The sequence below is a fragment of the Serratia odorifera genome, assembly GCF_041448735.1.
Lineage (GTDB): Bacteria > Pseudomonadota > Gammaproteobacteria > Enterobacterales > Enterobacteriaceae > Serratia_F > Serratia_F odorifera.
Genome location: NZ_JBGMUT010000002.1, coordinates 405,877 through 432,502, shown reverse-complemented (window position 1 = coordinate 432,502; position 26,626 = coordinate 405,877). Strand labels below are relative to the sequence as shown.

Below are 26,626 nucleotides of genomic sequence, written 5' to 3'. Positions count from 1 at the left end.
TTAAATACCCCACATGATAAAAAGGATCGTAGCTTCCCACTACGTTGATACCGTCTAATGACCTACAGCATCGACATAATCTCCTGCATCACCGAGCGTTTCATGGCACTGACAGCAACAGAAAAACGCATTGCGCGCTTTATTCTGGACGATGTTGCCACTGCCGCCGAGCTGCCTATCGCCAGCCTGGCGCACCACACCGACACCAGTCAGGCCTCAATCACCCGTTTCGCCAGAACCCTGGGCTGCAAGGATTTTCGCGAACTCAAGATGCGCCTGGCCCAGTCGCTGGCGGTGGGACAGCGCTTTATTCTGGATGTACCGGATCTTGAGGGTGTACAGGGCATTTACGAATCTATCATCAGCGTGCTGGAAACCAACCGACGCGCCCTGGATACCGAAGCGTTGCAGCTGGCGGTGAACTGGCTGAGCCAGGCTCGGCAAATCCTGGCAATTGGCATGGGCGGCGGCTCCACCATTTGTGCTCAAGAGTTACAGCACCGTCTCTTTCGCCTCGGACTGCCGGTCGTCCATCAGAATGATGGCCTGCTGGTGCGGATGATGTGTGCGGCGGTGGCGCCGAAGGACGTGGTGATTGCCCTTTCGCTCGGCGGGCATGCCAGTGAACTGACTAACAGCGCGGCCATTGCCCGGCAATATGGGGCCAAGGTGATCGCCATCACCCCGCCGGATACGCCGCTGGCCGAGCAGGCCGATCTGGTGTTGCCGCTGGTGGTGCGTGAAAACGACTATATCTTTAAACCCAGCACGTCACGCTATGCGATGTTGGCGATGGTGGATGTGCTGGCAACCGAACTGGCGATGGCAAACAAGGCGCAGGCAAAAGACCGCTTGCGCCGCATCAAGCTGGCGCTGGACAGTCACCGTGAAAACCACGATGACCGCCAGCCGCTAGGAGATTAACCGCAGGCGGCAATAAATCGTCGGGCCTGTGCTGCGGTTTGCTGTACGCTTTGCCCGGCACGATACAGATCGCTACCCAACCCGGCGCCACAGCAGCCCGCCTGCAGGTAATCGACAATATTGTCCGGCGTTACACCGCCGACAGCCAACACCGATACCTCAGGCGGCAGTACCGCTTTCAGTGCGCTAATGTACGCCGGCCCAAAAGCGGCTGAGGGAAAGATTTTCAGGCACTGCGCGCCGGCCTCAAGCGCAGTAAACGCTTCGCTGGCGGTGGCACAGCCGGCACACACCAGCATGTCATGCTCCAGCGCCCGGCGAATGACAGCGGGTTGCGTATTGGGCGTGACAATCAGTCTTGCTCCAACCTTGGCCAGCCAGTCCACCTGCTCGATATTCAGCACCGTTCCGGCGCCGATCGTCGCCTGCTGACCATACTGGCGTATCATCTGCGGTATGCTTTGTTGCCAACCGGGGGAGTTGAGCGGAATTTCGATGTAGCGTAAACCCGCGTCAATCAAGGCCGCAACATGGTCGGCAGCCTCTTCTGGCCTGACGCCGCGCAAGATGGCAATCAGCTTAATATCCATCATTGATTATCCTCTTTATTCCCTGCAAAAATGCGCTGTCGCCCGAACATTGGCTTACCGTTATTCCCAGCAGATCGAAGGCTGCCTGGTAGCGCATCAGTAATGGTTCTGCACCAACCAGCGTGACCGATGACGGTTGCCGCTGCCCCGTCTGCGTTGCCAGCTCGGCACCGATCAGCAAGCCCGACAGATAGTCGCTGACCGATTCCTTTTTCAGCGCCCCCAACAGCCAGCGGGCGCGGGTTTCAAACAGCTTTGGCAGCAAGGCGGGAGAATCCACACCGGTTGCCAGCCCCTGGCGGAACGCCGCGGCATCCTCCTGCTGTTCCGGCAGCGCGTGGCCGATCAATGAATGGCTCAACAATAAATGGTGCAGTTCCCCCGTCATCACCGTGGTGAAATCCTCAATGCTGGCCTGCGGTGACCACACCCATTTGCAGTGCGTACCCGGCAGTACGTAACAGCTGGCAGGCGACAGCTGTGCTGCGCCAAGCAGCTGCGTTTCCTCACCGCGCATCACGTTGCAGGCGCCATCGCGCACGGTTTTCAGCCCCGGCACAATCCAGACATTCTCATCAACACGCTGGCATTGTGAGCCGATATCATCAAGTCGTACGGGACAATCGAGATAGGGCACTGTCTGCCAGCCCGCCTCACTGCCGATCATCCCCGCCATCATGACCGGTATGTTCCGATTGCCGCGCCAGGGGGCGATGTAGCGCTGGAAGATGTCGCGCGGTGCCTGCCCTTTCAGACGGCTTACCCCCGCCGGGAGGTTGAGTGAATGGATACAGTCGCCGTGCTGCACGTGCCAGGCGCGCAGTTGGGTCGACCCCCAGTCAATGGCAATATAATCGTCGATCATGCCCTTACCCCGCATTGCCTGATGCCTTGTCGGTAACGACCACCACGCTCTGGTCTTCACGTTCCCGGGTGATCATCGCCAGAGCGTCTTCCCGACTCAAGGTGCTGGCAGGCGTCATCAGCGTAACAAACAGCGAGCTGACAAAGCTCACCACCACCGACGGAATGCACGGATTCCCCCAGAAGGCCAGCCAGTCGGCCTTCGCCAGAATGACGATCGAGGTCAGCATGCCGGCGATCAGCGCGGTAAGCGCGCCCTGCCAGTTAAAGCGCAGCCAGAAGTGACCGAGCAGCGAGCAGACAAACAGCCCGGACATCAGCATCGAAATCATTTTGGTGATATAGCTGATGATGTCGTTGGAGGTCAGCGCGCAGATCAACGCCAGGCCGATCACCCCGGCCAGCATGATGCGCGACAGCAGAATGGCCTTGTTTTCCGGCGGCATTCTGCCGGTCACCATGGTGTAAACATCGCGCATCATAATGGCGACGGCGGCGATGGCATCGGAACTGGCGGAAGACATGGTGGCCGACAAACCGGCAATCAGCACCACCATGCCGAGAATGGCGGGCAGGAAACCGGTGGCGAACAGGAAAGCATAGTTACTGTTGGTCAGGTGCGGGTTCATGGTGAAGGCCGCCATGCCGATAATCGCCGGCAGAATGGAGAAAAACAGATACAACACGCCGGTATAGACAAACGAGCGGCGCACCGAGGACACGTTTTTACCCGAGTAGATGCGCTGGCGATACGATGGGGTAGCCAGCACGCCGACACCGATCACCGTCGCCAGCGACAACGCCGGCACCAGGCCCAGTTTGTCAATCGCAAACAGGCTCAGAGCTTGCGGATCCATCGCCTGCTCAATCGCCTGCCAGCCGCCGACGTGAATCACCGCCAGAATCGCCATCAGAATAAAACCAAAGAACAGGATCAGCGCCTGAATCGTATCGGTCCAGACCACCGCCGAATAGCCGCCGATAATCACATAAATTGCAAAAGCCAGCGCGATAATCAATTTGGCTACGGTCAGGTCAATACCGGTAGCCCACGACAAATAGAGACTGCCGCCGAGAATATGCGCCCCCAGCCAACCAATTGAGGCAATAAATATCATCAGCCCGACGATATTTTTAATCAGATGACTGCCGCCGGTATAATAAGACAATTCTTCACTCATGGTCATAAAACGTAATTTACGCAACGGAGCAAATAGCCAGGCGACCAGCAAAATCCCGATAGCGCCGCCGACGCCGTAGAGCATGCCCGCCCAGCCGTTGCTGTAGCCGAAGCCGACGGCCCCCATGCTGGAGCCGGTGCCAACCATGGTGGCGACCGTCGATCCGAGGGTTAAAAACAGCGGTAGCGATCGCCCGCCGAGCAGAAAGTCTTCTCCACTTTTCTGGTTCCGGGATACGTACCAGCCAAGCCAGATCATGGCGATGGCATAAACAATAAATCCGACTAAAAAGACATGACTATTCATTATTCACATCCTGCCAGTTAATGAGTGTAAGGTAGAGAGAAGCCTGAGCGCTGAATAATTTCAGCACTCAATGAGCAAATGAGATTGTATTTTTATTTAATTACGCGCGTGACGCGTTATAACAGGTAATATCAACTTCAACTTTACAATCAACCACCAAATCCGCCACACAGCAAATACGTGCCGGAGGATTGGCGCCAAAGATTTCGCTGAATACTTTATTGAACGACTGGAAATAGCGTGCATCCGTCAGGATCACCTTGACATGTACCACATCTGCCAGGGTATAACCCGCCTCATCCATGATATCCAGGCAGTTCTGAATCGCCAGACGGGATTGATCGACAATACCGCCTTCGACCACTTCGCCATTTTTCATCGGTGTCTGGCCGGACACGTACAGCCAGCCCCCCGCTGCCACCGCACGGGCAAACGGCAGATGCTGCCCGCCGGTTCCCGTTGCGCCGTCGATCCCGTAACGTGTAATACTCATTATCATGCCCCTTCTTGCTGACGTTGACGACGCAGGAAACGCCCTGCTCGCCCGATAACCTGCTGTTGTGGCCCATAGCTCATCACGCCGTTCACCATCACCCGTTCAATGCCGGCGGCCGGCTGTCTGGGGTCAGAAAAACTGGCGATATCGCGTACCGTTTGCGGATCGAATAACACCAAATCGGCATAGTAGCCCACTTTTACCAGCCCCCGCTGCGGCAGACGGAAACGCGCGGCGGACAGGCCGGTCATTTTGTGGATCGCCACGGTGAGCGGGAACAGTTTTTCATCGCGGCAGTAATGCCCCAGCACGCGGGGGAACGCGCCCCACAGGCGCGGATGCGGCATCGGATCATTAGGCAGTCCGTCTGAACCCACCATCGTCACCGGGTAGCTCAGCACCCGGCGTACATCCCGCTCATCCATGTTGTAATAAATCGCACCGGCCGGCATCAGGCGCTTCGCCGCGTCATGCAGGCTCAGCTGCCAGTCAGTGGCAATCTGTTGCAGCGTTTTCCCTGCCTGTTCCGCGTGGGGGTGCGACCAGGTAATCACGATGTCAAACTCGTCGGTCACCTGCTTGAGATCGAGGGTAGAAGAGCTGGCGGAATACGGATAACAGTCGCAGCCAATCTCCTGTCGTTGACGCATGCGGTCAAACAAGGCCAGCGTCTCGACGGTGCGCCCCCAGTTGTTGGCCCCGGCGCATTTGTGGTGCGACACAACCACCGGCACCTTGGCGTGACGACCGATACGGAAAGCCTCATCCAGCGCCTCGAGGATCGGCTCGAACTCGGAACGCAGGTGCGTGGTGTAAATCCCCTGCTCGCCGGCCAGCTCCTCCGCCAGCGCCATCACTTCCTCGGTGCTGGCGTTAAAGGCGCTGGCATAGGCAAGCCCGGTACTTAACCCCAATGCCCCCTGTTGCAACCCTTCACGTAACTGGAGGCGCATCGCGGCAATTTCTGCGGCCGTCGCCGAGCGAAAAAGATCGTCCATATGATTGTTGCGCAAGGTGGTGTGGCCAATCAGCGTTGCCACATTCACCGCCGGCCTGGCGGCCTCGACCCCGTGCGCATAGGCCTCCACGCTAGGGTAGATAAAATGCGCCTTCTCACCCAGCAGGTTCATCGGATCTGGCACCTCGCCCTTGATGGTCGCCAGCGCGGCACCGATCCCGCAGTTGCCAACGATCACTGTCGTCACCCCCTGGCTTATCTTTGGCAGATAGGCCGGCATGCGGATGACGTTGGTATCATCGTGGGTATGAACATCAATAAAACCCGGAGCAAGCACCCGTCCCTCACCCTCAATGGTCTGCAGCGCTGTGACCGCGAGCGACGGTGCAATATCCACAATGCGATCGCCCGCCACTGCCACATCAGCGCGGTATTGCTCACCCCCGCTGCCATCAACCACCGTGACATTCCTGAATAACCAGTCAACTTTCATTGTCTTCAGCTCCCTATGCATTCTGTGCAGCAGTAAACCATTTACACACGCTGAAAACAGTGAAAAACCACACAAAATCACCATGAAATTGTGGTACTTTAATTCAATAAAAATAAATAAAAACGAAATAATCAAATAAATTCAATAGATTAAGTTTAGTTACCCAATCCGATCGCCATAAAAAATCAAAGGAGTCATGTTATGAAATACCAATCCGAGATGCTGGTACCCCACAAATCTGCGCTGATGAACCCATGCGCCAACGTGCTCAACGAAGACGTGTGTCTGCCTGCGGCGGTGATTAAAAAAGCCGCCTTGATGAACAACATCGACTGGATGCAGCGTTATGCCAATGCGCGCGGAGTTTCGTTGATACCGCACGGTAAAACCACCATGACGCCCGCGATTTTTCAGTGGCAGCAACGGGCAGGCGCCTGGGCTATCGGCGTTGGCAGCGCCTGGCAGGCAAATGCAGCCATGGCGAGCGGTATCCAGCGCGTGCTGATGGCTAACCAATTGGTGGGTAAAGCCAACATGCAGCTGATCTCGCGCCTGAAGTCGCATTATGCCGAGGTTGATTTCATTTGCTGTATCGACAGTCTGGCGAATGCACGGACGCTTTCCGCCTTCTTCCGTCAGCAAAATCAGGTATTGGATGTACTGGTGGAACTGGGGGTGGTCGGCGGGCGCTGTGGCTGTCGCAGCACTGACAGCGCGCTGGCACTGGCTGCGGAAATCGCCAACTTACCGGGGTTACGTCTACGCGGGCTGGAATTATATGAAGGCGTCTTGCATGGCGATAACCCGCAACCTCAGGTGGAGGCGCTGCTGCGTGACGCCGCCACCCTTGCCTGCCAGATGGCAGCTTACGTGGACGGCGAGTTTATCCTCACCGGAGCCGGTTCCGTGTGGTATGACGTGGTGTGCAATAGCTGGCTTGCGGCCGAAAAACCGGCGCAGTGCCGCATTGCGATCCGCCCCGGCTGTTATATCACCCACGACCAGGGGATTTATCACCAGGCTCAGCAACGGCTAATCGAGCGTGACCCCATCGCCTGCGAGTTGGCAGGCGACCTGGTCTCCGCCCTGGAACTGGTGGCGATGGTGCAATCGGTGCCGGAAAACCATCGTGCGGTGGTGAACTTCGGCAAACGTGACTGCGCGTTTGATGCCGGCTTGCCGCAGCCTGTCGCCCATTATCGCCATGGAACGGCACTCCCGCTGCCAGCGGGGGCGATAAGCAGCATCGGCATCATGGATCAACACTGCATGCTCAGCCTGACTCCCGGCTACGACTTACAGCCCGGCGATATTCTGGTATTTGGCACCTCCCACCCGTGTCTGACATTCGATAAGTGGAAAACGCTGCTGTTGGTTGATGATGGCTACCAGGTCGAACAACAGCTGGAAACCTTATTCTGATGGCACGGCTCACCGCAGCGGCTCAATCGGCACCGTAAAAGCCTGCCACCATAGCGAGGCATTGGCGGTCATTGACTGGCAATGTTAACCCCGTTCACCGGCGTTATAATAAGAAAAGCCCGCTCAGGGAAACCCGAGCGGGCCTATTGCTTCGCCGTGGGCCAGCGCGAAAGTTAGCGCGGGGCGGGATTCGCTTCTACCGCTGACGACAGGCTGCGCCCCGTCAGGGTGAAATAGGAGATAATGGTAAACACGCTGGTGATCAGGCCCAGGATCAGATAGGCCTGATGGAACCCTACCGAGTCATACATTCTTCCCACCCAGGCAGACAGCACCACGCCTGAAAGCTGTTTCGACAGGTTAAATCCTATCAGGAACAGCGTCGCCGACACCCGTGGATCGAACACCGAAGAAATGTATTTGAAGGTGCCGACCAGCAGGAATGGCAGCTCGAACATATGCAGCGTTTTCAGCACAATGACCTCGATGCCGCTGCTGGCAAATGACGAGCCGATGATCCTCAGCGACATGATGGCACCGGCCACCAGTAATGCGTTTTTGGCACCGATACGGTTAATGATAAACGGGGCACAGAACATAATGCAGGCATTCAACAACTCCCCGCCGGTGGTCACAAAACCAAAAATCTCGGTGCCGCGCTGGGGCGATGAAAAGAAGCCTTTGAAGAAGTTGGCGAATTGCTGGTCAAACACGTCATAAATACTGGCAACGCCAACCACGTATAATAAAAAGGCCCAGAAACGCGGCATTTTTAACAGTTCCAGCGCCATCGTCAGCGAAAACTCGCGCTGATTGGCGCCCAGCTTATCCAGCACCTGCGCGGTCTGGTGTGGCTGCGGGCGGGAAACAATCAGCAGAATGGCCAATACTATGCCAAAGCCCGAGGCGATCCAGAAGGTGATATTGGGATTGATGCTGAACAATAACCCGGTAATCGACGCGCAAATCGCCCAGCCCACGCAGCCCGAAACCCGCACCTTGCCGTATTCAAAGCGATTGGTGCGGCTGACGCGTTCGATATAGGCCTCTACCGCGCCGGCACCGCCGGAGAACACAAACCCCAGGTATAATCCTCCGGCCAACGCGCCGGCATAAATATTGTATTGCAACAACGGGGCAAGCACGTAAATAAAGAAAGGGGCAAACAGAATCAAAAGAATAACGATGGCCCATAGCAGATGTTTACGCAGGCCCAATTTGTCGGAGATCAACCCGAAAGCCACCTGAAATATAATGGCAAACAGGGCAATAAATGAAAAAACCAACCCGGTTTCAGTCTTGGTCAGATGATTGACATCCGCCAGCCATATCGGGAAAAAAGGAAAGTACGCCGACATGATGAAATAGTAAAAAAAGAAAAACAGCATAAAATAAATAAAATTATGCCGTTCCTGCGCCGAGAGTTGAGTCAGTTTCATAGTGTCACCTGGATTATTATTTTGTAATGGGGGGCTCGCCCCCCTCCACGCTTACCGATGTTTGATAGTGACCTGATAACGCCATTGCGAGTCCTGCAACAACCACGCGTCATGCACGCTCGGCGTCCAGGAATCGTCGCCGCCGACGCCCATGTGCTGGGCATCCAGCGTGATCCAGATACCCGCTTCGGCACGCAGCAGATGCCAATGGTCGACCTCCATTAACTGTTTGCTGCCGTAAGGCATGATGGAAAAATGGAATAATCCGTCGATGTGCCAACCGGCCCAGTTGAGCTCGCGGGTGTCGCAGCGCAGGCCATTTTCCGTCGGGAAGACATACGGGGTGACCATTTCACTCAGCGGCAGACGCCAGCGTGAAAAACAGGCGCTCTGCCGGCGATCGGGATAGTTCTCATGCGGCCCCAGTCCTAGCCACTCGACCTCGGCGGCATCCGGTGTGGCCTGGAAAACCATACCGATACGCGCCAGCGCGGGCAGATGTTCGGCGCGCTGCCCTTCGACGCTGATGGTTAACGCGCCCTGGCCGTCAATCACCATCTGCCAGCGGCTGACGATCAGGATTTCCTCACCATAGCGGTAATGGAAGGTACTGCAGATCTCCACCCGATCCGCGTAAGCCTGCGCCGTGCAGTGAGCGCAAACCCGCTGCAAATCATAAAGTCCGGCCTTTTTCCAACGTTCAACCCAGGCGTTGGGATCGCAGCGCTCCACCTCGCTGACGCCAATGTCATTATCCAGCGGTGCGCGCACGAACTGGTCGGTAAACGGCGAAATCAGTTTATCCACGCCCGCCACCGTCCATTGGCTTAACAGACCGCTGGCGCGGTCGACCCGCCACTGCTGCTCGCCGTGCGAAACCCGATACCCGTCCTCATGCTGTTGCAGTTGCGGGCAACCGGCCGCTTTGACAACGTCTGGCAATACCAGCGCCGTCGGCAAGCGGAACTGCTGCCATGCGACACGGTGCCCTGCCGGCGACCAGGCGGTGGCCTGCGGTTGGATAACCTCGACGATCAGGTAGAGATCGCGGGCGTTCGCTGGCAAATCGCCCGCTTCAGCCAGGACAATCACGCTACTCCCCTGTGGCGCAATGGCCAGCGGCAGCTCACCGGACCGCCATTCGCGCCCGTCCTGTTCAATGCGCCAATGCAACCGCTCGTTGTCACTAGGGCGGAAAAGGTATTCGCTGCTGACGGCCAGTTCGAGCGGCGCCGTGCTCAGCAACGAAAACTGAAAGAACTGCTGCGCCTGTTTGGCTTCGTGCAGCGACGGGTGCGGCGTGCGGTCGGCAAACACCAGGCCGTTCATGCAGAACTGGCGATCGTTCGGCGTATCGTTGAAGTCACCGCCATAGGCCGGCGCCGGTACGCCATTCAGGTCGTTCTTGAGCAGCGATTGGTCGGCCCAGTCCCAGACAAACCCGCCCTGCAAGCGGGGATACTGACGAAATGCGCGCCAGTACTCGTCAAAATTGCCGAGGCTGTTACCCATCGCGTGGGCGTATTCGCACAGGATCAGCGGACGCTGTTCGCCCGGCATGCCGATCCATTTCTTTATCGACCATTTGGGTACCGCCGGGATCTGCTGATCCTCGTCCACCCGAGCATACATCGGGCAAATGATATCCGTCGCCGCGCTGTTGGCGCCGCCGCCTTCATACTGCACCGGACGGCTAGGATCGCTACTTTTGAGCCAGCGATACAGCGCGTCATGCAGACTGCCATGCCCCGATTCATTGCCCAGCGACCAGATGATGATTGAGGGATGATTGCGGTTACACTGCACCATTCTGGTGACTCGGGCGCTGTAGGCCGGGAACCAGGCCGGATCGTCGCTGAGCCGTCCCATCGGCACCATGCCGTGCGTCTCGATATTGGCCTCGTCCACCACATACAGCCCATAACGATCGCAAAGCTCATACCAACGGGGATTATTGGGATAATGTGAACAACGCACCGCATTAAAGTTGTTCTGCTTTATCAGCAGAATATCCTGCAGCATATCCTCTTCGCTGATGGCCTGACCGCGTTGCGGATGATGCTCGTGTCGGTTGACGCCACGGATCAGCAGCGGCTGGCCGTTGAGTTTCAGCAGTCCGTCGACGATCTCGACGCGGCGAAAACCGGTGTCCGCCGCCTCGGCTTCAATCAGTTGTCCATCGGCGTCATACAGGGCAATAACGGCGCGATAGCAATGCGGCAATTCCGCGCTCCATAAATCCGGTGCCGCCACCGGCAGCCCAAACGTCACCCGTTCGGCATAACCACCGCGCTCATCAACCGCCGCGCTGCCGAGCGGCTGGCGTTGACCGGCAATCTTTTCATCACCGCGCCATAGCGACAGGTCAACCTGTAACCCGCTCAACGTCGCCTTACCCACCGCCACCTGGACAGAAGCCTGCAGCGTGCCGTGGCGATATTCGCTATCCAGCCCGGCAGTCAGCTGAAAATCCGCCAGATGAGCGTCCGGTTTATGCAGCAGCGAGACCGAACGGTAGATGCCGCTCATGCGCCACATATCCTGATCTTCCAGCCAGGTTCCCGCGCTCCATCGCATCACCATCACGCAGAGGCGATTGCCGCCACCGGCATGCAGCGCGTCGGTTAAATCAAACTCGGCCGGCAGACGACTGTCCTGCGAATAGCCAATCCAGCGGCCATTGCAAAAAAGGTGAAACGCCGAATTAACGCCGTTGAAGATGATGCGGGTGCTGCCGCTGCTCAACCAGTCAGCGGGAATGTCGATCTCGCGCGAATAGCAGCCGGTGGGATTATCCTCCGGCACCAACGGCGGTCTGGTGGCTATCGGATAACGGACGTTGGTGTAGATCGGCGCATCATAGCCGTCCATTTGCCAGTTGGAAGGTACGCTGACGGGCCGACTTTCCGGGCTATCCTCAACCAGCCAGCGAGGATCGGCCGCTTCTGGCCGCGCCAGGTAGGCAAAACGCCATTCGCCATCCAGCGACGCCCGCTGTTCGGAGCGCCGGTTATCCCTGGCCGGTTCAAGTGCACGCCAACTGCGAAACTGCGGATGGGCCGGCAAGCGGTTGAGATGGCAGATCGCCGGATTTTGCCAGTCCTGTCGGGCAATGACCTGCTGGAGGACACTGTCCGGTGACACCGCGTTTACCGCATAAATATGATGCTTCATAACCGTCCTTTCCTGCTGTCTGTGGAATGTATAGCGCTATACATTTTTAAACGAGTAAATACGATTATTATCCTTACCAGCAATCAAATAAGTGATTATCTTTGAGTTAAATCACGCTATTTATCGGTTGTTTCACATAATGTATTACGCACGACATAAAATGTTTTTTTTAGACATTTTCCGACAGTACGGCTTATCACAGACGCCAAGCGTGCCGTTAAGAAGAGAGCGAATCGATGACCAGACGTCAGGCAACCCTGGAAGATGTGGCAATAGAAGCGGGCGTATCGCAGCAAACCGTGTCACGAGTATTGAACAACCCGGCTATCGTCGCTGAACGCACGCGCAAAAAAGTACTGGCCGCGATGAATACGCTCAATTATGTGCCCAACCGCTCGGCGCAGATCCTGGCTGGCAAGGCGTTGCCGACCTTTGGCTTGATCACCACCTCGCTGGCGCTGCATGCCCCGTCGCAAATCGCCTCATCATTCAAGCATCATGCGGAACTGGCCGGCTACCAGGTGGCGATCTCGATGTTGAAAACCGGTCAGTTGCCGAGCCTGCAATCGGCGTTGAACGAATTCCGCGCGCAAAAGATCAACAGCGTGGTCATGAGCCTGCCGCTGGAAAAAGCCGATGCCGAAACCCTGACCAGAGATAATCCCGACATCCGGCTGCTGTTTCTCGACGTTCCCCCCGCCGCACAGGTGTGCCACCTCGGTTTTCTGCACAGCGACGGCACCGCCAGCAGCGTCAATCTGCTGCTCGACCTGGGACACAGAAAATTCGGTTTGCTGGCCGGTCCGGAAAGCTCCATTTCGGCCCGCCTGCGTCTCGCCTGTTGGCGCGACACGCTGTATCAGGCGGGCATCACCGAAGTCGATACCGAATACGGCGACTGGAGCGCCAACAGCGGCTGGATAAAAACCGTGGAACTGTTCAGCCGGCACCCGGATATCACCGCGATGCTGGTGGCCAGCGATCAGATGGCGCTGGGGGTGATGAGCGCCTTACGGCAAATCAATAAGCGCATACCGCAGGATGTTTCGGTGATTGGCTATGACGATACCCCCGACAGTCAGTATTTCCATCCGGCGCTGACCACGGTGAGGCAGGATTTTGATCTGATCGGCAAGCGTGCGGTCGATCATCTGGTGGGGATGAAGGATCGACCGCACCAGGCGTTTAACGATCTGTTGCCGACGACCCTGGTGGTCAGGCAGTCCACCGCGGCCCCTTACGCGTCAAACGCGGAAAATCCGCTGATCCGGCAACTGCAGGCGCTGGTACAGCAACTGTAGGCCGACTGCCAACGCGGGCCGCCCCGGCCTGCGCCAACAGACTGACACGGCGTTAGAACTCCGCTGCCAGCCCGATGCTCCAGCCTGTTACGCCGTCGCCAAGGATGCCAGAGCCCCGCAGGCTGACGCCGCCAATACCAGGGATCACGTCGCTGTCGACCAGCTCGATGCCGGCGCCAAGTTCCACGAAAGAGTTGAAACCGATGTCACCCTTGATCTGTGGCATATAGGTACCGCTGGCAAAGCCAATCCAGCGCAACGGCTGACCGAACAGCGTCAGATCGGTCGGGCCATTCAGTTCAGCCCCGGCGGTCATCACGCTGTAATCGTCACGCCCTTCCAGCGCCGGATCGCTGGCACTGTAACTGTCATCCACCAGGTAGTTGTAACGCAGGTTGGCGGTCAGATTCACATCGTTTTGCCAGCGGTGATTCTGTTCGATTTCGAGCGCGCCACCGTACAGCAGGCTGTTGATTTTAAAATCAAACAGCAGGCCGCGCCCGGCGCTGTGGAACTGGTCGCCAAAATTGCCGGAAGACGTGGTGTCATTGGAGGAACGCGAATAGCCGAATAACGCCATCGGCCGCAGAATGGTGCCGCTGGCAATGTCAAATTCAGCCCCGGCGCCACCGAGCACCGACAGGGTTTTGGTCTTCAGTTTCAGGTGATTGGCGGTGGAATCAAAATCGCCTAAATCCAGAGACTGATCGCTTTTGACATAACCGAAAGTGCCTTCAATATACGGTCTGAAGCCGTCGATGCCGACGTCAAACGCATGCGACGGCGAGAGTTTGTAGGAGTCGATCTCCAACGGATCGGTGTCATCGTGGGTCAGACGAAAATTCGCCGCGCTGATGCCCGGCGTGGTGCCGATAATGGACAATACCTGATAGAGATCCCTTAATCCCCCGCCATCCTCGTGTACGATGGCGTGCAATTCTTGCGGGCTGATTGGCAATGGATCGGCCAGCGCGTCGCCGGCCGAGAACAACATGGTCGTCAATATAACACAGCGATTTCTCATCATATTTATCAGCCATATTTTGATAATCGGTAATCAACTGCACTATATCCGTCATTATCAAGCCACACCCTGGCAGTAATTGCCGACCAAGCTGCTTTAATTATTTAGGATATAAATAAATACCAAAGGAAAATTAAGCATAAGCCATCCTCGATCGTCCGCAATTTTTTAAGATATTACGGAGCCAGGCCGACACGGGCAATCGCGCTGCCGCCTTTACGCCAGCGCCTGCTTGACCTGATTGGCGATCTTCTCGACCTGCAAACCGTAAATAACCTGAATATCCTCGTCGCTGGCGCGTTTGATACCGCTGGCACCGCTGGCCATCAGCGCCTCGTCGTCGATGTCATCCATGTTCACCACCTTGACCCGCAGGCGGGTAAAGCAGCAATCCACCAGTTGAATGTTCTCTTTACCGCCCAGGCCGACGATAATGCGCGCCACCTGCTCGTTGGGTGCCACCACCACCTCGGGCGGCGATGCGCTGTCGTCGTCCTCGCGACCAGGGGTTTTGACCTGCATACGCGTAATGACCAAGCGGAAGGTGAAGTAATACAGCGGGAAATAGATCGCGCCCAGCAACAGCGGATACCACCATGCGGTCTGGCTGCCCCCCAACACGCCGAAGACCAGAAAATCGATCGCACCGCCCTGTACGTTGCCAATCATCACGCCAAACAGCTGCATCAGCGCAAAGGAAAGGCCGCTCATTATCGCATGGAAGACGAACAACAGCGGTGACACGAAGATAAAGGTGAATTCCAGCGGTTCGGTAATGCCGGTGGTAAAGGACGCCAACGCGCCGGCCATCATCAGCGCCTTAACGCGTTTTTTATGTTCTGGCCGCGCACAGTGATAAATCGCCAACGCCGCTGCCGGCATACCGAACATCATCACCGGGATTTTGCCCTGCGCCAGAAAACGGGTGGCGCCACGCACCACCTGATCGGTAAAGGCGCCGGGATTGGCCAGTGCGGTATTGAAAATGTTCAGCGCGCCGACGATGCTTTCACCATGAAACGGCGGCGAAACCCCGCCAATCGGCGTGAAACGCACGGTTTCATTGAGGATGTGATGCAGACCGGTGGGGATCAGAATTCGTTCGGTGAAGGCATAGACAAAGGTGCCATAAATGCCGGAATGGCCAATCAACCGACCAATCCAGGCAATGCCGGCACCGATGGTTGGCCAAATCAGCGACAGCGCAATCCCCACCAGCGGCATCACCAGTACGGTAACGATCGGCACAAAGCGCCGCCCACCGAAGAAGTTAATCGCCGTCGGCAGCACGATGGTGTAATAGCGGTTATGCAAAAACGCGGTGATCAGACCGGCAATCACCCCGCCCAGCACGCTCATCTGGTAAGAAAATATGCCCAGCGTTGCACTAAATTCGGCGGAGTACATCAACGCCTCGGTGCGCCCCATGCCGTGCGCAGTCAGGTAGGCCGGCGTGGTGGTTTGCGCGGTAATCCCCTGGCTCAACAGACTGTAGCTGATGCCCATATGCATGGTCAGGAAGCCAATCACCGCGGCGAACGCAGCGGTGGGCTTTTCGTCTTTGGCCAGGGCAATAGCGGCGGCAACGGCAAAGAACAGCGGCAGGTTGGCAAACAACGCGCCAGCAATGTTGCGGATAAACCCAATCACCAGCTGCGGCAGCGCCATCTGGCTAAACGACTCGCCGACCACCGCCGGGTTTTGCATCGCCGCGGCCACGCCAAGAAAAATGCCCGCGGCGGCAATCACCGAAATGGGCATCATCAATCCTTTGCCAAAATCATGAAGCCTGGCACCAAACTTAGCCATAAGTTGCACCTCACTGTCGCGTTCTGGTGATGATAGTGTGGAAAAATGGCGATAAAAGCGGGCAACCGCAGCACTTTTTCACCATTCGCGTAAAAAGTGTAATGCGGTTGATTATAGACAATGCGCGTGCGAGCGCTGGGGGGGAGGCAAGTCAGCGCGCCATCAGGCTGCCGCGAATCAGGCTGTGGTCTTCGTCGCTGGTCAGCAACGCCAGCGCACGCTGCGCCAACGCCTCCAGCGAATATTCAATCGACGGCACCGCCGGTGCGCCGGGCCACTGCAATGACCCGTCCAGGCTGAACACCGTCACCTGTCCCGGCACCTGCCGTTGATACTGCCGCAGAACGTCGATCGCTTCCTGCGCCTGACAGTCATCGGTGACCAGCAGCGCATTAAACGGCATATGGCGATTGAACAGGCTTTGCAACGCGATACGCACCGACGCCTCGCCCTCCACCACCAGTTGCCGGTTATAGGGGATCAGGTGCGTCTCCAGCGCGCTGCAATACCCCTGCAAGACCTGCTGCGCGGCGTCGCCACCGGCAAAGTTGACCAGCGCAATCTGCCGCCGCTGCTGGCTGGCGAGATAATGCACCGCGGTTTCGGTTGCAAACTGATGATCGAAGCCGATGCTTTTACTGGTGGTGGCCGACAGGCAATCGAGACACATTACGCTGTCTGGCAGCGGCGGCAGGCTAAAGCGCGCACCGACCACAATCAGCGCGTCACACCAGCCATTGCTCAGCTCCGCCACCGCGGCCGCCAGCGTCGGTGCATCGTTGGCGAAGCGCAACAGCAAATGCTTGCGCTGTTGACTCAGCTGTTTTTCCAGCGCCTGCAAATAGCCGGTGGACTGCTGGATATGTTCGGTAGCGCACACCACGCCGATGCAGCCGGTCGATTGACTGGTCAGCGACTGCGCCACGGCATTCGGCCGATAATTGAGCGTTTCCACCGCCCGCAACACCGCCAGGCGGCTTTCTTCCTTTACCCCGCGACTGCCGCTCAGCACCCGGGATACCGTGGCTTTCGACACCTGCGCCAGACGGGAAACATCGTTGATATTGGCCATAACTGCGGGTCTTCCTGCTGATGTTGAAAAACGGGCCAAAGGCCCGTCAGACTACTGACAAAGTCAGATATTAGGGAGAGCGTTGGGGCGTAGCGGCGTGAGCCGCCGAAGCGCCTCGAAGTGCGCCAGGCCCGAGTCTCTCACCGAGAACTTTGTCATCTATCTCGTTACTGATTATCCTTAACTCGCCGCCTGCTGTCGTTGATAAAGTTCGACCATTTCAGCGATCAGCTCGCGAGCGAGAATAGCATTCATCAGATGATCCTGTGCATGCACCATGATCAACGTCATCGGCGTCTTGCCCTCACCGGCGTCATGTTCAATCAACTGGGTCTGCACCCGATGCGCCGCGCGCGAATACTCGTCCGCCTCGCGCAAACGCGCCTGAGCCTGAGTGAAATCACCGTCGCGCGCCGCCTGCAACGCTTCAAAACACAGGCTGCGCGTCTGCCCGGCATTGACGATGATTTCCATCACCGTGCTTTCCAAATCGTCCATCATTCTGCTCCCTCAAACCCCTTGGCTTCGGCGACGGCAGCAAACCACTCGCCACTTTTTTTGATGCTGCGTTTCTGCGTAGCCAAATCCAGCTGCACAAAACCATAGCGATTTTTATAGGCGTTGCACCATGACCAGTTATCGATAAAGGTCCACATATGGTAACCCAGGCAGTTGCTACCCTCCTGAATACCGCGATGTACCCAGCGCAAATGGTCGCGAACAAACGCAATGCGATAGTCGTCCTGGATCTGGCCATTCTGGTCAAAGCGCTGCTCGTTTTCCACCCCCATGCCGTTTTCGGAAATAAAGCAGCGCGGGTTGCCGTAGTTGGTGCGCAGATTGGTCAGAATATCGTAAACGCCCTTTTCGTAGATTTCCCAGCCGCGATACGGGTTCATTTTACGCCCCGGCATCTCATAGCTGCTGAAGAACCATTCCGGCATAAAGGGGCTGTCGGGGTTAACCAGGCTGTCGCGACACTGAATGCGGCGCGGCTGGTAATAATTGATCCCCAGCAGATCGACCACGCCCTGTTGTAGCAGTTGCGCGTCTCCCGGCTGGCAATGCGGCAGTTGACCGTGCTGTTGCAGCAACGCCACCAGCTCCTGCGGATATTCACCGCGCAGCGCTGGATCGAGGAAACTGCGGTTGAACATCAGATCGGCAATATGGGCCGCCTTGACGTCTGCCGGGTTGTCGGAACGCGGATAGGACGGCGTCAGGTTAAGAATGATGCCAATCTCCCCACCCTGTTGCCGCGCGCGGTACTTTTTCACCGCCTGGGCATGGGCCAGCATGGTGTGGTACGCCACGGTGGCGGCGCGTTTGAAGTCCACCACGTTCGGATAATGGAAATCATACAGATAGCCGCCCTCCACCGGCACGATCGGCTCGTTGAAGGTAAACCAGTGCTTCACCCGATCGCCAAACAGACGGAAGCAGTTATCGGCAAACTCGGCATAGGCATCGATCACCTCGCGGCTTTCCCAGCCGCCGAGCTGTTGCATCGCCATCGGCATGTCAAAATGAAACAGGTTGATAAATGGTGTAATGCCCTGCGCCAGCATTTCATCGATCACCTGATTATAAAACGCCACCGCCTGCTGATTGACGCTGCCGCGCCCCATCGGCATCAGCCGCGCCCAGGAGATCGAGGTGCGGAAGCTGTTGTGATTCAACTGTTTGAGTAGCGCAATGTCTTCACGCCAGTGGCGATAAAAACCGGAGGTGTCCTGCGGCCCGACCTGCTGGTGAAAACGCCCCGGCTGCTGCGAAAACCATTCATCCCAGACGGTAGCGCTCTTGCCAAAATTCAGGCTTTCCCCTTCGGTCTGCGGTGCCGAGCTGGCGCTGCCCCACCAAAAATCTTGCGGGAACGAATATTTCATTATGGCTCCTTGTTCAGGAATTCACGGCGGTTGCGGCACCGCCTTGTGGTTGATTATTTTCCTGCTCTTGCTTGAGCAGGGTGCGTTCGTAGGCCTTCAGGAACGGGTAATACATCAGTGCCGACAACACCATGCAGAACAGGCACATCAACAGCGGACTGATCGCCCAGTTGGCGGCCCAGGAAGCCCCGATCGGTGCCGGCGTGGTCCATGGCGTCAGCGACACCACCTGCGCGACCCAACCCAGCTTGGTGGCGATATAGGCGAAGGTGGCATTGATCATCGGCACCAGAATGAACGGCAGGAAGAACACCGGGTTCATGATGATCGGCGCACCGAACAGAATCGGCTCGTTGATATTGAACATGCTCGGCACCACGCCCATCTTGCCGATGGTACGCAGATGCACGGCCCGACTGCGCAGCAGCAGGAACGCCAGCGGCAACGTGGAACCGACGCCGCCGATCAGCAGATAGTGGTCCCAGAACCCTTGCAGATAGATATGCGGTAATGGCGCACCGGCGGCGAGCGCGGTCTGGTTCAGCGCCAGGTTGGTCATCCAGAACGGGTTCATGATGCCGGTGACGATCAGCGCGCCGTGAATACCGGCAAACCACAGGATCTGACAGATAAACACCGAAATCAGGATCGCCGGCAGCGAATCCGACGCCGAAACCAGCGGCTCCAGCAGATGCATGATGGCCTGCGGAATGATCATGCCGGTGTAACTCTGCACCAGCAGGTTAAGCGGGTGCAGCGTTGCCACGATCACCACCACCGGGATCAGGATTTCGAACGATCGCGCCACGCCGGTCGGCACCTCTTTCGGCAAGCGGATGGTGATATTGTGGCGTTTGAGCCAGGCATACAGCTCACCGGCGTACAGCGCGGTAATGATGGCGGTGAAAATACCCTGTCCGGAGAAATACTGGGTGTCGATCACTCCGTCGCGGTACGGCGCCGCCACCAGCAGGAAGGCCATAAACGCCAGCAGACCGGTCATGATCGGATCCAGCTTGTAGTGCCGCCCAAGGCTGGCGCCGATCCCGACCGAAATAAAGAAGGTCATTACCCCCATGCTGAGATGAAACGGCAGCATCAGTTGCTCACGGTATTTGAGCGAAAAATTCAGCCAACCGCGCGCAAAGCCCCAACTGCTGTCGGCGGCAAACGGCGGGAAGATGAACACCAGCATGAACGAACCGATAATCATAAACGGCAGCGCCGACACGAAGCCGTCGCGAATGGCGATCACGTGCCGCTGCTGGCCGACGCTACCGGCCAACGGCGTGACCTTTTGTTCAATAACGTTGACCATCGCCTGATAGAGGGAACTCATGCGCGCGCTCCCTGTTGTTCAATCAGCGCCAGCGCGAAGTCCAGCACTTTGTCGCCACGCTGCATGCCGTAATCCATCATGTCGATGGCGGCCACCGGCACGCCCTTTTCCGCCGCGCGGGCCGACAGCGCCGGCAGCATATATTTGACCTGCGGCCCCAGCAGCACCACCTGGTAGTTCGGGAACTGCTGATCGAACTCGCTGGCGCTGAACGCTGCAATCTCCACCGGCAGCTGACGACTGGCGGCTTCGGCATTCATTTTATTGACTAACAGACTGGTCGACATCCCCGCAGAACAACAAAGCATTATTTTCTTCATTATGATTACCCCAGTGATGATTGGTGGTCTTTGAGGCCCCCATTGGAAACAAAATGGAAACCGGTTTCCAATGGAGAAATGACGAAATGAGAGGGCTCTCATGCATTAAAATCAAAATACTGGCAACCTCGTGATTCCGGTCACAATTTCAACAACCACCGAGTCTGGTTGGCAGGTAAATTTCCGGGGAACTGCTATGGCGGGAGAGGCGTACCGCTCAAGCGCCAGTCGCGCGGTTAACCGCGACATGGCGCTTGCCAGCACATAAGTGACGAGGTCACATAACTATAAATGTATATATTTCAAGTGATTAAAAACAATTTCCGCAATGAGTGCAACGGGTGGCTAATGCCAAAAAACGCCGCACCGGCAGGCGCTACCCTCTATGGCTCAAACGGTTCTCCCAGCGTCAGCATCAGCCGGTTGGCCCAGGCGAAAAACGCCGTCGACTGCACCAAATCCAGTAGTTCAAGTGGGGTTAGACCCTGACTGCGCAATAGCGCCAATTGATTGGGATTGGCCCGCGGCGGCGTGGCGGACAGTGCGGCAGCAAAATCGATCTGCGCGCGCCAGGCGTCCTGCTGCCCTTCACTCAGCGCCCCACCCGGCGGTACCTCTAACAGTTGCTGCACCGCATCCCCCTGTTTGGACAACTGCGCGGCCTTGCGCGCGTGTACCGACGCGCAATAGATGCAGCCGTTCACTTTGCTGGCGACGGTGGCTGCCAGTTCGCGCTCCGCCCGCGCCAGCCCGCCGGAGGTATAGAAAATCGCCCGATCGGCCAGGGTGCGTTGTTCCAGCAGCGGGTGGTTGCGCGCCAGCAGGCGGAAATAGTCCGAATCCGTATGGCCAAAACGCGCCAGCAGCGCCAGCCCTGCGGCATCAAATTCGGCCAGCGGTTTGGCGGCAATCCAGGGTTCCCACTCCAACTCCTGGCGGGTAAAGGCCAGCGGCGCCTGACGGCCGCCATGGGTACGGCGCTCGGTGCGCCATGCTGCGGCACGCACCGGCGCCCCGCCGACGGCGTTCACCGCCTTTCCCGCCAACAACCGGTAGCCGTACAGCAAACGACTTTGGAAACTGACGAAGGCGATCAACTGCGACAGCGTGACGATCGCCGCCAGCGACCAGCCAGCCTGTTGCAACCCCTGCAGGTGCTGAGGTTCGGCCTGCGCCGGCGTGAATGCCAGCCGCTCGGCGTGATCCAGCGCGGCACGCAGCCGTTCGGCATTTTCCTGCGGGCGTTGCGCCGTCTGCCGCAATGCATCGCCATAGTGCGCCGCCAGCGCGTGGACGCCGTGCCATTCGCTGACGCGCTGTGCCAGCAATAATCGCTCGGCGCGTGGGAATTCGTCATCCGCTGCGGCATGGAACAGCGCGTGATAACTGGATTGAATCGCCTCGCCGGCGGCCTGACGCGTCGCACGTGCCTGCGCCAGTGCCGAGTCGCTGTCGATATCAGCCAGCGTAGCCAGCAGATCATGGGTGTCGGTCATACATTTTCCTCTGCGTGATGGTGAGCGGCCGCGGCCGGGTGACGCGGTTGCCAGCCGAGTGCCGGTGCGACATGGCGCGCGATCAACTCGATCGAACGCAAAATATACGGGTGTGGCGGATCGATGGAGTGCACCTGAAACGCCAAATCGGTGACGCGGGCCAGCGCGCTGTCCTGTTGCAACGAGTCAATCACCTGCTGCGGCGTGCCCAGATGCACGTCAAACGCGCGGATCAACCCGTCCAGCGTTTCATCGGCCGGTTGATGGCCGGCGGCGCGCAGGCGTTCCAGCCCGCGGCTCAGCCCCTGGGCGGCAAAATCGCGCGCCCGGGCGCTGTCGTCACAGACAAATACGCTGCGCGACCCCATGATGCGCGGCGTCACCCCCGCGGGCAACGCCGCCAGATAGGCGTCGATAATCGGGTTTTGCAGCGCATCCAGCGGCAGATCCAGCGCATCGGCCGGCCGTGGCTGGGTGCGCGACAGCATCAACCCATGGCCGGCCTTGCCAGCACGCTCGCCGCCGGCCACCGAAAAGGTGGCCTGCCACACGCGCTGCGCCAACTGCGGCGCTGCCGGGTAAAGGCGATTGTCGTCGCTGCCCAATGGGGCGCCGCGCCACGCCTGCAACAGGCTGTGCAAATTGGCGGCAAACGCCGCGTTGCGCTGTTCGGCCTCCAGGCCAAACGCCGCAAACGAGGTCGGCGTGCCCCCCGCCGCAACGCCAACCTCCAGCCGGCCGTCGGACAACAGATCCAGCACGGCGGTGTCTTCCGCCACGCGGATCGCCGACTCCATCGGCAGAGTGATTACGCCAGTACCAAGCCGGATGTGGCGCGTTTTTGCCGCCAGCTGCGCCAGAAACACCAGCGGCGATGGCAGTCCGCCCTCATCCTGGTGAAAATGGTGTTGCGCCACCCAGGCGCTGTCGAATCCGGCACGCTCGGCATGCACGATCTGTTCGGTTGCCAGACGGTAACGCTGCTGCGCGCTGCCCTGATCGAGCAAACGGGTGAAGAATCCCAGTCTTTTACTGCTCATGACACATCCTTAATCTGCTGCGGTAGCTGAAAACGTTGACCGGGAATGGCGTCGATCAACCGGCGGGTATAGTCGCTGCCCGGCATGGCGAACAGCTCGGCGGTAGCGCCGCAATCCACCTGTCGGCCACGGTGCAACACCGAAACGCCGTGTGATATCTGGCGTACCGTCGCCAAATCGTGGGAAATAAACAGATAGGTCAGGCCAAGCTCCTGCTGCAACTGCTGTAACAGACGCAGGATTTGCGCCTGCACCGTCACGTCCAGCGCCGACGTGGCCTCATCCAGCACCAGCACGCGCGGCTGCAATACCAGCGCACGGGCAATGGCCACCCGCTGGCGCTGGCCGCCGGACAGTTCATGCGGCCGGCGGCTCAGCAGATCGTCCGGCAACGCTACCCTGGCAAACAGATCGCGCACCCGGCGATAACGCTCGGCTTTGGCCATCGGTTGGAAATTCAGCAACGGCTCTTCGACCACCTGATACAGCGTCTGGGCAGGATCGAGCGAACCGAACGGATTCTGATACACCAGTTGAATGCGTTGGCGGAACTGGCGCAGCGCCTCCCCCTTCAACTGCGTCATGTCCACCCCGTCGATAACGATCTGCCCGGCATCGGGCCGTTGGAAGCCCAGCAGACAGCGCGCCAGGGTGGTTTTTCCCGAACCGGATTCGCCCACCAGCGCGTGGGTGGCTCCTTGGGCAACGCGAAACGACACGTTATCCAGCGCGCGAAACACCTCGCCGCCGCGCCCGGCGAAACGGAAGTCTTTTACCAGGCCCTTAACCTCGATTGCCGTTGCCGCCTGGCCAATCACGCTCGGCGCAGCGGCGCCCCCCAGCGACGGCAAATCGGCAAACAACTGACGGGTATAGTCGCTGCGCGGATTAGCCAACACCTCGGCGGTCGCCCCCTGCTCCTGCACCCGCCCGTCACGGAACACCAGCAATCGGTCGGCACGCTCGGCGGCCACGCCCAGATCGTGGGTAACCAGCAGTACCGCCGTGCCGAACTCCTGACGCAGCTGGTCAATCAAATCGAGGATGCGTTTTTGCACCGTGACGTCGAGCGCGCTGGTCGGCTCGTCGGCCACAATCAGCGCCGGTTGCAACGCGATGGCGATCGCAATCAACACCCGCTGCTTCATGCCGCCGGACAACTCATGCGGATACTGATGCAGCCGTTGCGCCGGATGCGACAGACCGACGCGGGTCAGCAACTCCACTACCCGCTGTTGCAGCTGTCGTCGCGGTAGGCGGCGATGAATATTGATGATCTCCGCCACCTGGGCACCGATGGTTTTCACCGGATTGAGCGAGCTGGACGGATCCTGTGGGATCAGACTGATTTGCGCGCCACGCAGCGCATCGAGGCGCGACGAGGGCCAGCGGCCGATATCCACGCCGTTCAGGCGGATGGCACCCTGTTCAAGCTGCCCGTTGTCGGCCAGCAGGCCGATAATCGCCTGCGCGGTGGTGGTTTTGCCGGAGCCTGACTCCCCCACCAGCGCCACCACCTCCCCCGGCCGAATGGCGAACGAGACGTTATGCACCACCCGCCGGCTGTCGCCGTGCCGCTGATAGGCAATCGAGACGTTATCCAGTTCCAGCACCGGCGGTACCGCCGTACGCTGTAATGCTCCTTGCAGACTCATAGGCGTCTTCTCCCCAATGCGTGACTGATACGGTTGGCGGCCAGTACTACCGCTATCACCACCAGTCCCGGGAACGTGGTCAGCCACCAGGCGGTGGCGAGATAGTTGCGTCCTTCGGCGATCAGCAGTCCCCATTCCGGCGTTGGCGGCGGCGTGCCATACCCCAGAAAGCTCAGCGTGGCGATCGCCAGAATGGCGCTGCCGAACTGCAACGCCGACAGCGCAATCACCGGTCCCAGCGAGTTCGGCAAGATATGCCGCCACAGCACCGCCCAGAAGCCGCCACCGCTGCCATACGCCGCTTCGACATAATCGCTGTGACGCACCCGCATCACTTCCGCCCGCGCCAGCCGGGCAAAGTTCGCCACCGAGGTAATGCCCACCGCGATCGCCGCGTTTACCATGCCAAACCCCAGCAGCATAATCACACTGAGCGCCAGCAACAGGCCGGGGATCGACAGCAGTACGTCTACCAGCCGCATCAGCGCAGTATCAACCACCCCGCCCAGCGTCCCGGAGCATACGCCGAGCGCGGTACCGGCCACGCCGCCCAGCGCCACCGCCACCAGCGCACCGGTCAGGGTTTGCGAGGCGCCGTAGACGATGCGCGCGTACAGATCGCGGCCCAGCGGATCGGTTCCCAGCCAGTGTTCGGCGCTCGGTGCCAGCCGCTGTGCCCCGGCAATGCCGTCGGTCCCGCTGTAGGCGGTAAACAGGCCCGGCGCCAACGCCCACAGCGCCACCAGCGCCAGTACCGCCCAGGCCAGCACCAGCGTCAGCGGAAGGCGTCGCGAACGTGAACGGCGCATCGGCAACGTGCCTTCGCTTTCAACCACCGTCAGATCGCGTTCCGGCACCACCTCTTTTTCAAATGAAATACTGCTCATGCGGTCACTCCTGCGTGAGATTTCAAGCGTGGATCCAGCAGCGGGAACAACAGATCCACCAACAGGTTGATGGTGACGAACGCCGCGGCCGAAAGCAGTACCATCGCCTGCAATACCGCAACGTCCTGATTTTCCACCGCCTGTTGTGTCAACTGCCCAAGGCCGCTGCGACCAAATACCGTTTCAGTGATGAGCGCGCCGGCGATCAGCTCGCCAAACAACATGCCGGCGATGGTCAGCGCCGGCAGCATGGCGTTGCGCGCCACATGGTGCAGCAATACCCGCTGCCGACTGGCCCCTTTGGCGCGGGCCACGGCGATGAACGGCTGCGTTTGTACACTGTCGATGCTGCGGATCAGGATCTGCGCCAGCGGCGCGCTAATCGGTATCGCCAGCGTTACCACCGGCAGGATCAGTCCCTGCCATTGCGTGGGATTGATCACTGGTATCAGTTTGAAATGGAAAGAAAACAATTGAATCAGCGCGATACCGAGCCAGAAGGTCGGCACCGAGACAAACAGCGCCGGCAGCGAACGCAGCAGTGCCGCCAGCCGGGACGCGCCGGGCAGATGGGAAACAAAGGCCAGCATCAGCGCCACCAGCAGCGCCAAGGCAAAGCCGATTACCGCCAGTTGCAGCGTGGCTGGCAAGTTGGCGGCCAGCAGCGCGGTGACCGGCACCCCGGCCTGCATCGAATAACCCAGATCGCCATGCAGCACGTTACCGAGGGTATGCAGGTACTGCTGCCACAGCGGTACGTCGGCGCCATACGCCGCCCGCATGTCGGCGATCTGCGCCGGGCTAAGGCCCATATCCGGATTCTGGAACTTGATCAGCACAGCGTCGCCCGGCAACACCTGCAGCAACAGAAAAGACAGGGTAAATGCCGCCCACAGCACCAACAGCGCCTGTCCAACCCGACTACCGAGATATCTGATCATCGTCGC

Annotated in this window: 22 protein-coding genes; 3 read left to right on the top strand and 19 right to left on the bottom strand. The window is 58.6% G+C overall.

All coding sequences use genetic code 11. The features are described 5' to 3' along the window. Positions 1-57: 57 nt before the first annotated feature. On the top strand, positions 58-924 hold the full coding sequence (locus ACCC84_RS08080) for a MurR/RpiR family transcriptional regulator (RefSeq protein ID WP_004961111.1): 867 nt from the start codon (positions 58-60) through the stop codon (positions 922-924). Here ACCC84_RS08080 and ACCC84_RS08075 read toward each other — a convergent pair. From ACCC84_RS08075 to ACCC84_RS08055, 5 genes are all read right to left on the bottom strand, one after another. Next, the gene (locus ACCC84_RS08075; RefSeq protein WP_004961110.1) at positions 921-1,517 is read right to left on the bottom strand and encodes a 2-dehydro-3-deoxy-6-phosphogalactonate aldolase; all 597 of its coding nucleotides are present in this window, start codon (positions 1,515-1,517) and stop codon (positions 921-923) included. The two genes, ACCC84_RS08080 and ACCC84_RS08075, sit on opposite strands and share 4 nt — an antisense overlap. Continuing rightward, a complete protein-coding gene (locus tag ACCC84_RS08070) occupies positions 1,504-2,376 on the bottom strand; it encodes a 2-dehydro-3-deoxygalactonokinase (RefSeq protein WP_371901898.1) in 873 nt (290 codons plus the stop codon). Before ACCC84_RS08070 ends, ACCC84_RS08075 begins: the two co-directional genes overlap by 14 nt. Before the next feature lie 7 nt (positions 2,377-2,383). Continuing rightward, positions 2,384-3,865: a sodium:solute symporter family protein gene (locus tag ACCC84_RS08065; RefSeq protein ID WP_198772987.1), complete on the bottom strand. Its 1,482-nt coding sequence runs from the start codon at positions 3,863-3,865 to the stop codon at positions 2,384-2,386. 100 nt (positions 3,866-3,965) lie between these two features. After that, on the bottom strand, positions 3,966-4,358 hold the full coding sequence (locus ACCC84_RS08060) for a RidA family protein (protein WP_039991925.1): 393 nt from the start codon (positions 4,356-4,358) through the stop codon (positions 3,966-3,968). Positions 4,359-4,360: 2 nt separating this feature from the next. Beyond that, the gene (locus ACCC84_RS08055; protein WP_198772988.1) at positions 4,361-5,812 is read right to left on the bottom strand and encodes an N-acyl-D-amino-acid deacylase family protein; all 1,452 of its coding nucleotides are present in this window, start codon (positions 5,810-5,812) and stop codon (positions 4,361-4,363) included. A gap of 201 nt (positions 5,813-6,013) precedes the next feature. Here ACCC84_RS08055 and ACCC84_RS08050 point away from each other — a divergent pair, with 201 nt between their 5' ends. Further along, the gene (locus ACCC84_RS08050) at positions 6,014-7,234 is read left to right on the top strand and encodes an amino acid deaminase (protein ID WP_004961102.1); all 1,221 of its coding nucleotides are present in this window, start codon (positions 6,014-6,016) and stop codon (positions 7,232-7,234) included. A 173-nt stretch (positions 7,235-7,407) separates the two neighbouring features. Here ACCC84_RS08050 and ACCC84_RS08045 read toward each other — a convergent pair whose 3' ends face one another. Continuing rightward, entirely contained in the window at positions 7,408-8,673 is a 1,266-nt protein-coding gene (locus ACCC84_RS08045) for an MFS transporter (RefSeq protein ID WP_088499733.1), read from the bottom strand. A 51-nt stretch (positions 8,674-8,724) separates the two neighbouring features. Next, positions 8,725-11,847 carry a beta-galactosidase gene (locus ACCC84_RS08040; protein WP_004961098.1) on the bottom strand — a complete coding sequence of 1,041 codons (3,123 nt, stop codon included), beginning with the start codon at positions 11,845-11,847 and terminating at the stop codon, positions 8,725-8,727. Positions 11,848-12,083: 236 nt separating this feature from the next. Between ACCC84_RS08040 and ACCC84_RS08035 the strand changes: the two genes are divergently transcribed. Further along, entirely contained in the window at positions 12,084-13,148 is a 1,065-nt protein-coding gene (locus tag ACCC84_RS08035; protein ID WP_004961092.1) for a LacI family DNA-binding transcriptional regulator, read from the top strand. A gap of 52 nt (positions 13,149-13,200) precedes the next feature. On the opposite strand, the gene ACCC84_RS08030 is transcribed toward ACCC84_RS08035, so the two are convergent. From ACCC84_RS08030 to ACCC84_RS07975, 12 genes are all read right to left on the bottom strand, one after another. Then, positions 13,201-14,151, bottom strand: a complete 951-nt coding sequence (locus tag ACCC84_RS08030) for a hypothetical protein (protein ID WP_127913623.1) — start codon at positions 14,149-14,151, stop codon at positions 13,201-13,203. Between the two features lie 237 nt (positions 14,152-14,388). Continuing rightward, positions 14,389-15,981, bottom strand: coding sequence for a PTS transporter subunit EIIC (locus tag ACCC84_RS08025; protein WP_004961088.1), 1,593 nt, complete (start codon positions 15,979-15,981; stop codon positions 14,389-14,391). Between the two features lie 151 nt (positions 15,982-16,132). Further along, positions 16,133-17,053, bottom strand: coding sequence for a LacI family DNA-binding transcriptional regulator (locus ACCC84_RS08020; protein WP_004961085.1), 921 nt, complete (start codon positions 17,051-17,053; stop codon positions 16,133-16,135). Between the two features lie 180 nt (positions 17,054-17,233). Beyond that, positions 17,234-17,551: a PTS lactose/cellobiose transporter subunit IIA gene (locus tag ACCC84_RS08015; protein ID WP_039992661.1), complete on the bottom strand. Its 318-nt coding sequence runs from the start codon at positions 17,549-17,551 to the stop codon at positions 17,234-17,236. Then, a complete protein-coding gene (gmuD, locus tag ACCC84_RS08010; RefSeq protein ID WP_004961081.1) occupies positions 17,551-18,942 on the bottom strand; it encodes a 6-phospho-beta-glucosidase GmuD in 1,392 nt (463 codons plus the stop codon). The genes ACCC84_RS08015 and gmuD overlap by 1 nt, the downstream gene beginning before the upstream one ends. A 13-nt stretch (positions 18,943-18,955) precedes the next feature. After that, positions 18,956-20,281, bottom strand: coding sequence for a PTS cellobiose transporter subunit IIC (locus tag ACCC84_RS08005; protein WP_004961079.1), 1,326 nt, complete (start codon positions 20,279-20,281; stop codon positions 18,956-18,958). Further along, positions 20,278-20,601 carry a PTS sugar transporter subunit IIB gene (locus ACCC84_RS08000; protein WP_004961078.1) on the bottom strand — a complete coding sequence of 108 codons (324 nt, stop codon included), beginning with the start codon at positions 20,599-20,601 and terminating at the stop codon, positions 20,278-20,280. The genes ACCC84_RS08005 and ACCC84_RS08000 overlap by 4 nt, the downstream gene beginning before the upstream one ends. A gap of 383 nt (positions 20,602-20,984) precedes the next feature. After that, entirely contained in the window at positions 20,985-22,097 is a 1,113-nt protein-coding gene (locus ACCC84_RS07995) for an alkylhydroperoxidase domain protein (protein ID WP_371901727.1), read from the bottom strand. Further along, positions 22,094-23,137 (bottom strand): putative FMN-dependent luciferase-like monooxygenase, encoded by a 1,044-nt coding sequence (locus tag ACCC84_RS07990; RefSeq protein ID WP_088499734.1) that lies wholly within the window; start codon positions 23,135-23,137, stop codon positions 22,094-22,096. The genes ACCC84_RS07995 and ACCC84_RS07990 overlap by 4 nt, the downstream gene beginning before the upstream one ends. Then, positions 23,134-24,792, bottom strand: coding sequence for a dipeptide ABC transporter ATP-binding protein (locus ACCC84_RS07985; RefSeq protein WP_198772992.1), 1,659 nt, complete (start codon positions 24,790-24,792; stop codon positions 23,134-23,136). The genes ACCC84_RS07990 and ACCC84_RS07985 overlap by 4 nt, the downstream gene beginning before the upstream one ends. Further along, on the bottom strand, positions 24,789-25,679 hold the full coding sequence (locus ACCC84_RS07980; protein ID WP_371901726.1) for an ABC transporter permease: 891 nt from the start codon (positions 25,677-25,679) through the stop codon (positions 24,789-24,791). The genes ACCC84_RS07985 and ACCC84_RS07980 overlap by 4 nt, the downstream gene beginning before the upstream one ends. Next, positions 25,676-26,620 (bottom strand): ABC transporter permease, encoded by a 945-nt coding sequence (locus ACCC84_RS07975; RefSeq protein WP_004961069.1) that lies wholly within the window; start codon positions 26,618-26,620, stop codon positions 25,676-25,678. Before ACCC84_RS07975 ends, ACCC84_RS07980 begins: the two co-directional genes overlap by 4 nt. Between the last annotated feature and the right edge of the window lie 6 nt (positions 26,621-26,626).

Excerpts from the sequence above, each read along its gene's own strand:
- ACCC84_RS08080 (WP_004961111.1), top strand. The coding sequence starts at position 58 with ATGACCTACAGCATCGACATAATCTCCTGCATCACCGAGCGTTTCATG.
- ACCC84_RS08075 (WP_004961110.1), bottom strand. The coding sequence starts at position 1,517 with ATGATGGATATTAAGCTGATTGCCATCTTGCGCGGCGTCAGGCCAGAA.
- ACCC84_RS08065 (WP_198772987.1), bottom strand. The coding sequence starts at position 3,865 with ATGAATAGTCATGTCTTTTTAGTCGGATTTATTGTTTATGCCATCGCC.
- ACCC84_RS08060 (WP_039991925.1), bottom strand. The coding sequence starts at position 4,358 with ATGAGTATTACACGTTACGGGATCGACGGCGCAACGGGAACCGGCGGG.
- ACCC84_RS08055 (WP_198772988.1), bottom strand. The coding sequence starts at position 5,812 with ATGAAAGTTGACTGGTTATTCAGGAATGTCACGGTGGTTGATGGCAGC.
- ACCC84_RS08050 (WP_004961102.1), top strand. The coding sequence starts at position 6,014 with ATGAAATACCAATCCGAGATGCTGGTACCCCACAAATCTGCGCTGATG.
- ACCC84_RS08045 (WP_088499733.1), bottom strand. The coding sequence starts at position 8,673 with ATGAAACTGACTCAACTCTCGGCGCAGGAACGGCATAATTTTATTTAT.
- ACCC84_RS08040 (WP_004961098.1), bottom strand. The coding sequence starts at position 11,847 with ATGAAGCATCATATTTATGCGGTAAACGCGGTGTCACCGGACAGTGTC.
- ACCC84_RS08035 (WP_004961092.1), top strand. The coding sequence starts at position 12,084 with ATGACCAGACGTCAGGCAACCCTGGAAGATGTGGCAATAGAAGCGGGC.
- ACCC84_RS08025 (WP_004961088.1), bottom strand. The coding sequence starts at position 15,981 with ATGGCTAAGTTTGGTGCCAGGCTTCATGATTTTGGCAAAGGATTGATG.
- ACCC84_RS08020 (WP_004961085.1), bottom strand. The coding sequence starts at position 17,053 with ATGGCCAATATCAACGATGTTTCCCGTCTGGCGCAGGTGTCGAAAGCC.
- ACCC84_RS08015 (WP_039992661.1), bottom strand. The coding sequence starts at position 17,551 with ATGGACGATTTGGAAAGCACGGTGATGGAAATCATCGTCAATGCCGGG.
- gmuD (WP_004961081.1), bottom strand. The coding sequence starts at position 18,942 with ATGAAATATTCGTTCCCGCAAGATTTTTGGTGGGGCAGCGCCAGCTCG.
- ACCC84_RS08005 (WP_004961079.1), bottom strand. The coding sequence starts at position 20,281 with ATGAGTTCCCTCTATCAGGCGATGGTCAACGTTATTGAACAAAAGGTC.
- ACCC84_RS08000 (WP_004961078.1), bottom strand. The coding sequence starts at position 20,601 with ATGAAGAAAATAATGCTTTGTTGTTCTGCGGGGATGTCGACCAGTCTG.
- ACCC84_RS07995 (WP_371901727.1), bottom strand. The coding sequence starts at position 22,097 with ATGACCGACACCCATGATCTGCTGGCTACGCTGGCTGATATCGACAGC.
- ACCC84_RS07990 (WP_088499734.1), bottom strand. The coding sequence starts at position 23,137 with ATGAGCAGTAAAAGACTGGGATTCTTCACCCGTTTGCTCGATCAGGGC.
- ACCC84_RS07985 (WP_198772992.1), bottom strand. The coding sequence starts at position 24,792 with ATGAGTCTGCAAGGAGCATTACAGCGTACGGCGGTACCGCCGGTGCTG.
- ACCC84_RS07980 (WP_371901726.1), bottom strand. The coding sequence starts at position 25,679 with ATGAGCAGTATTTCATTTGAAAAAGAGGTGGTGCCGGAACGCGATCTG.
- ACCC84_RS07975 (WP_004961069.1), bottom strand. The coding sequence starts at position 26,620 with ATGATCAGATATCTCGGTAGTCGGGTTGGACAGGCGCTGTTGGTGCTG.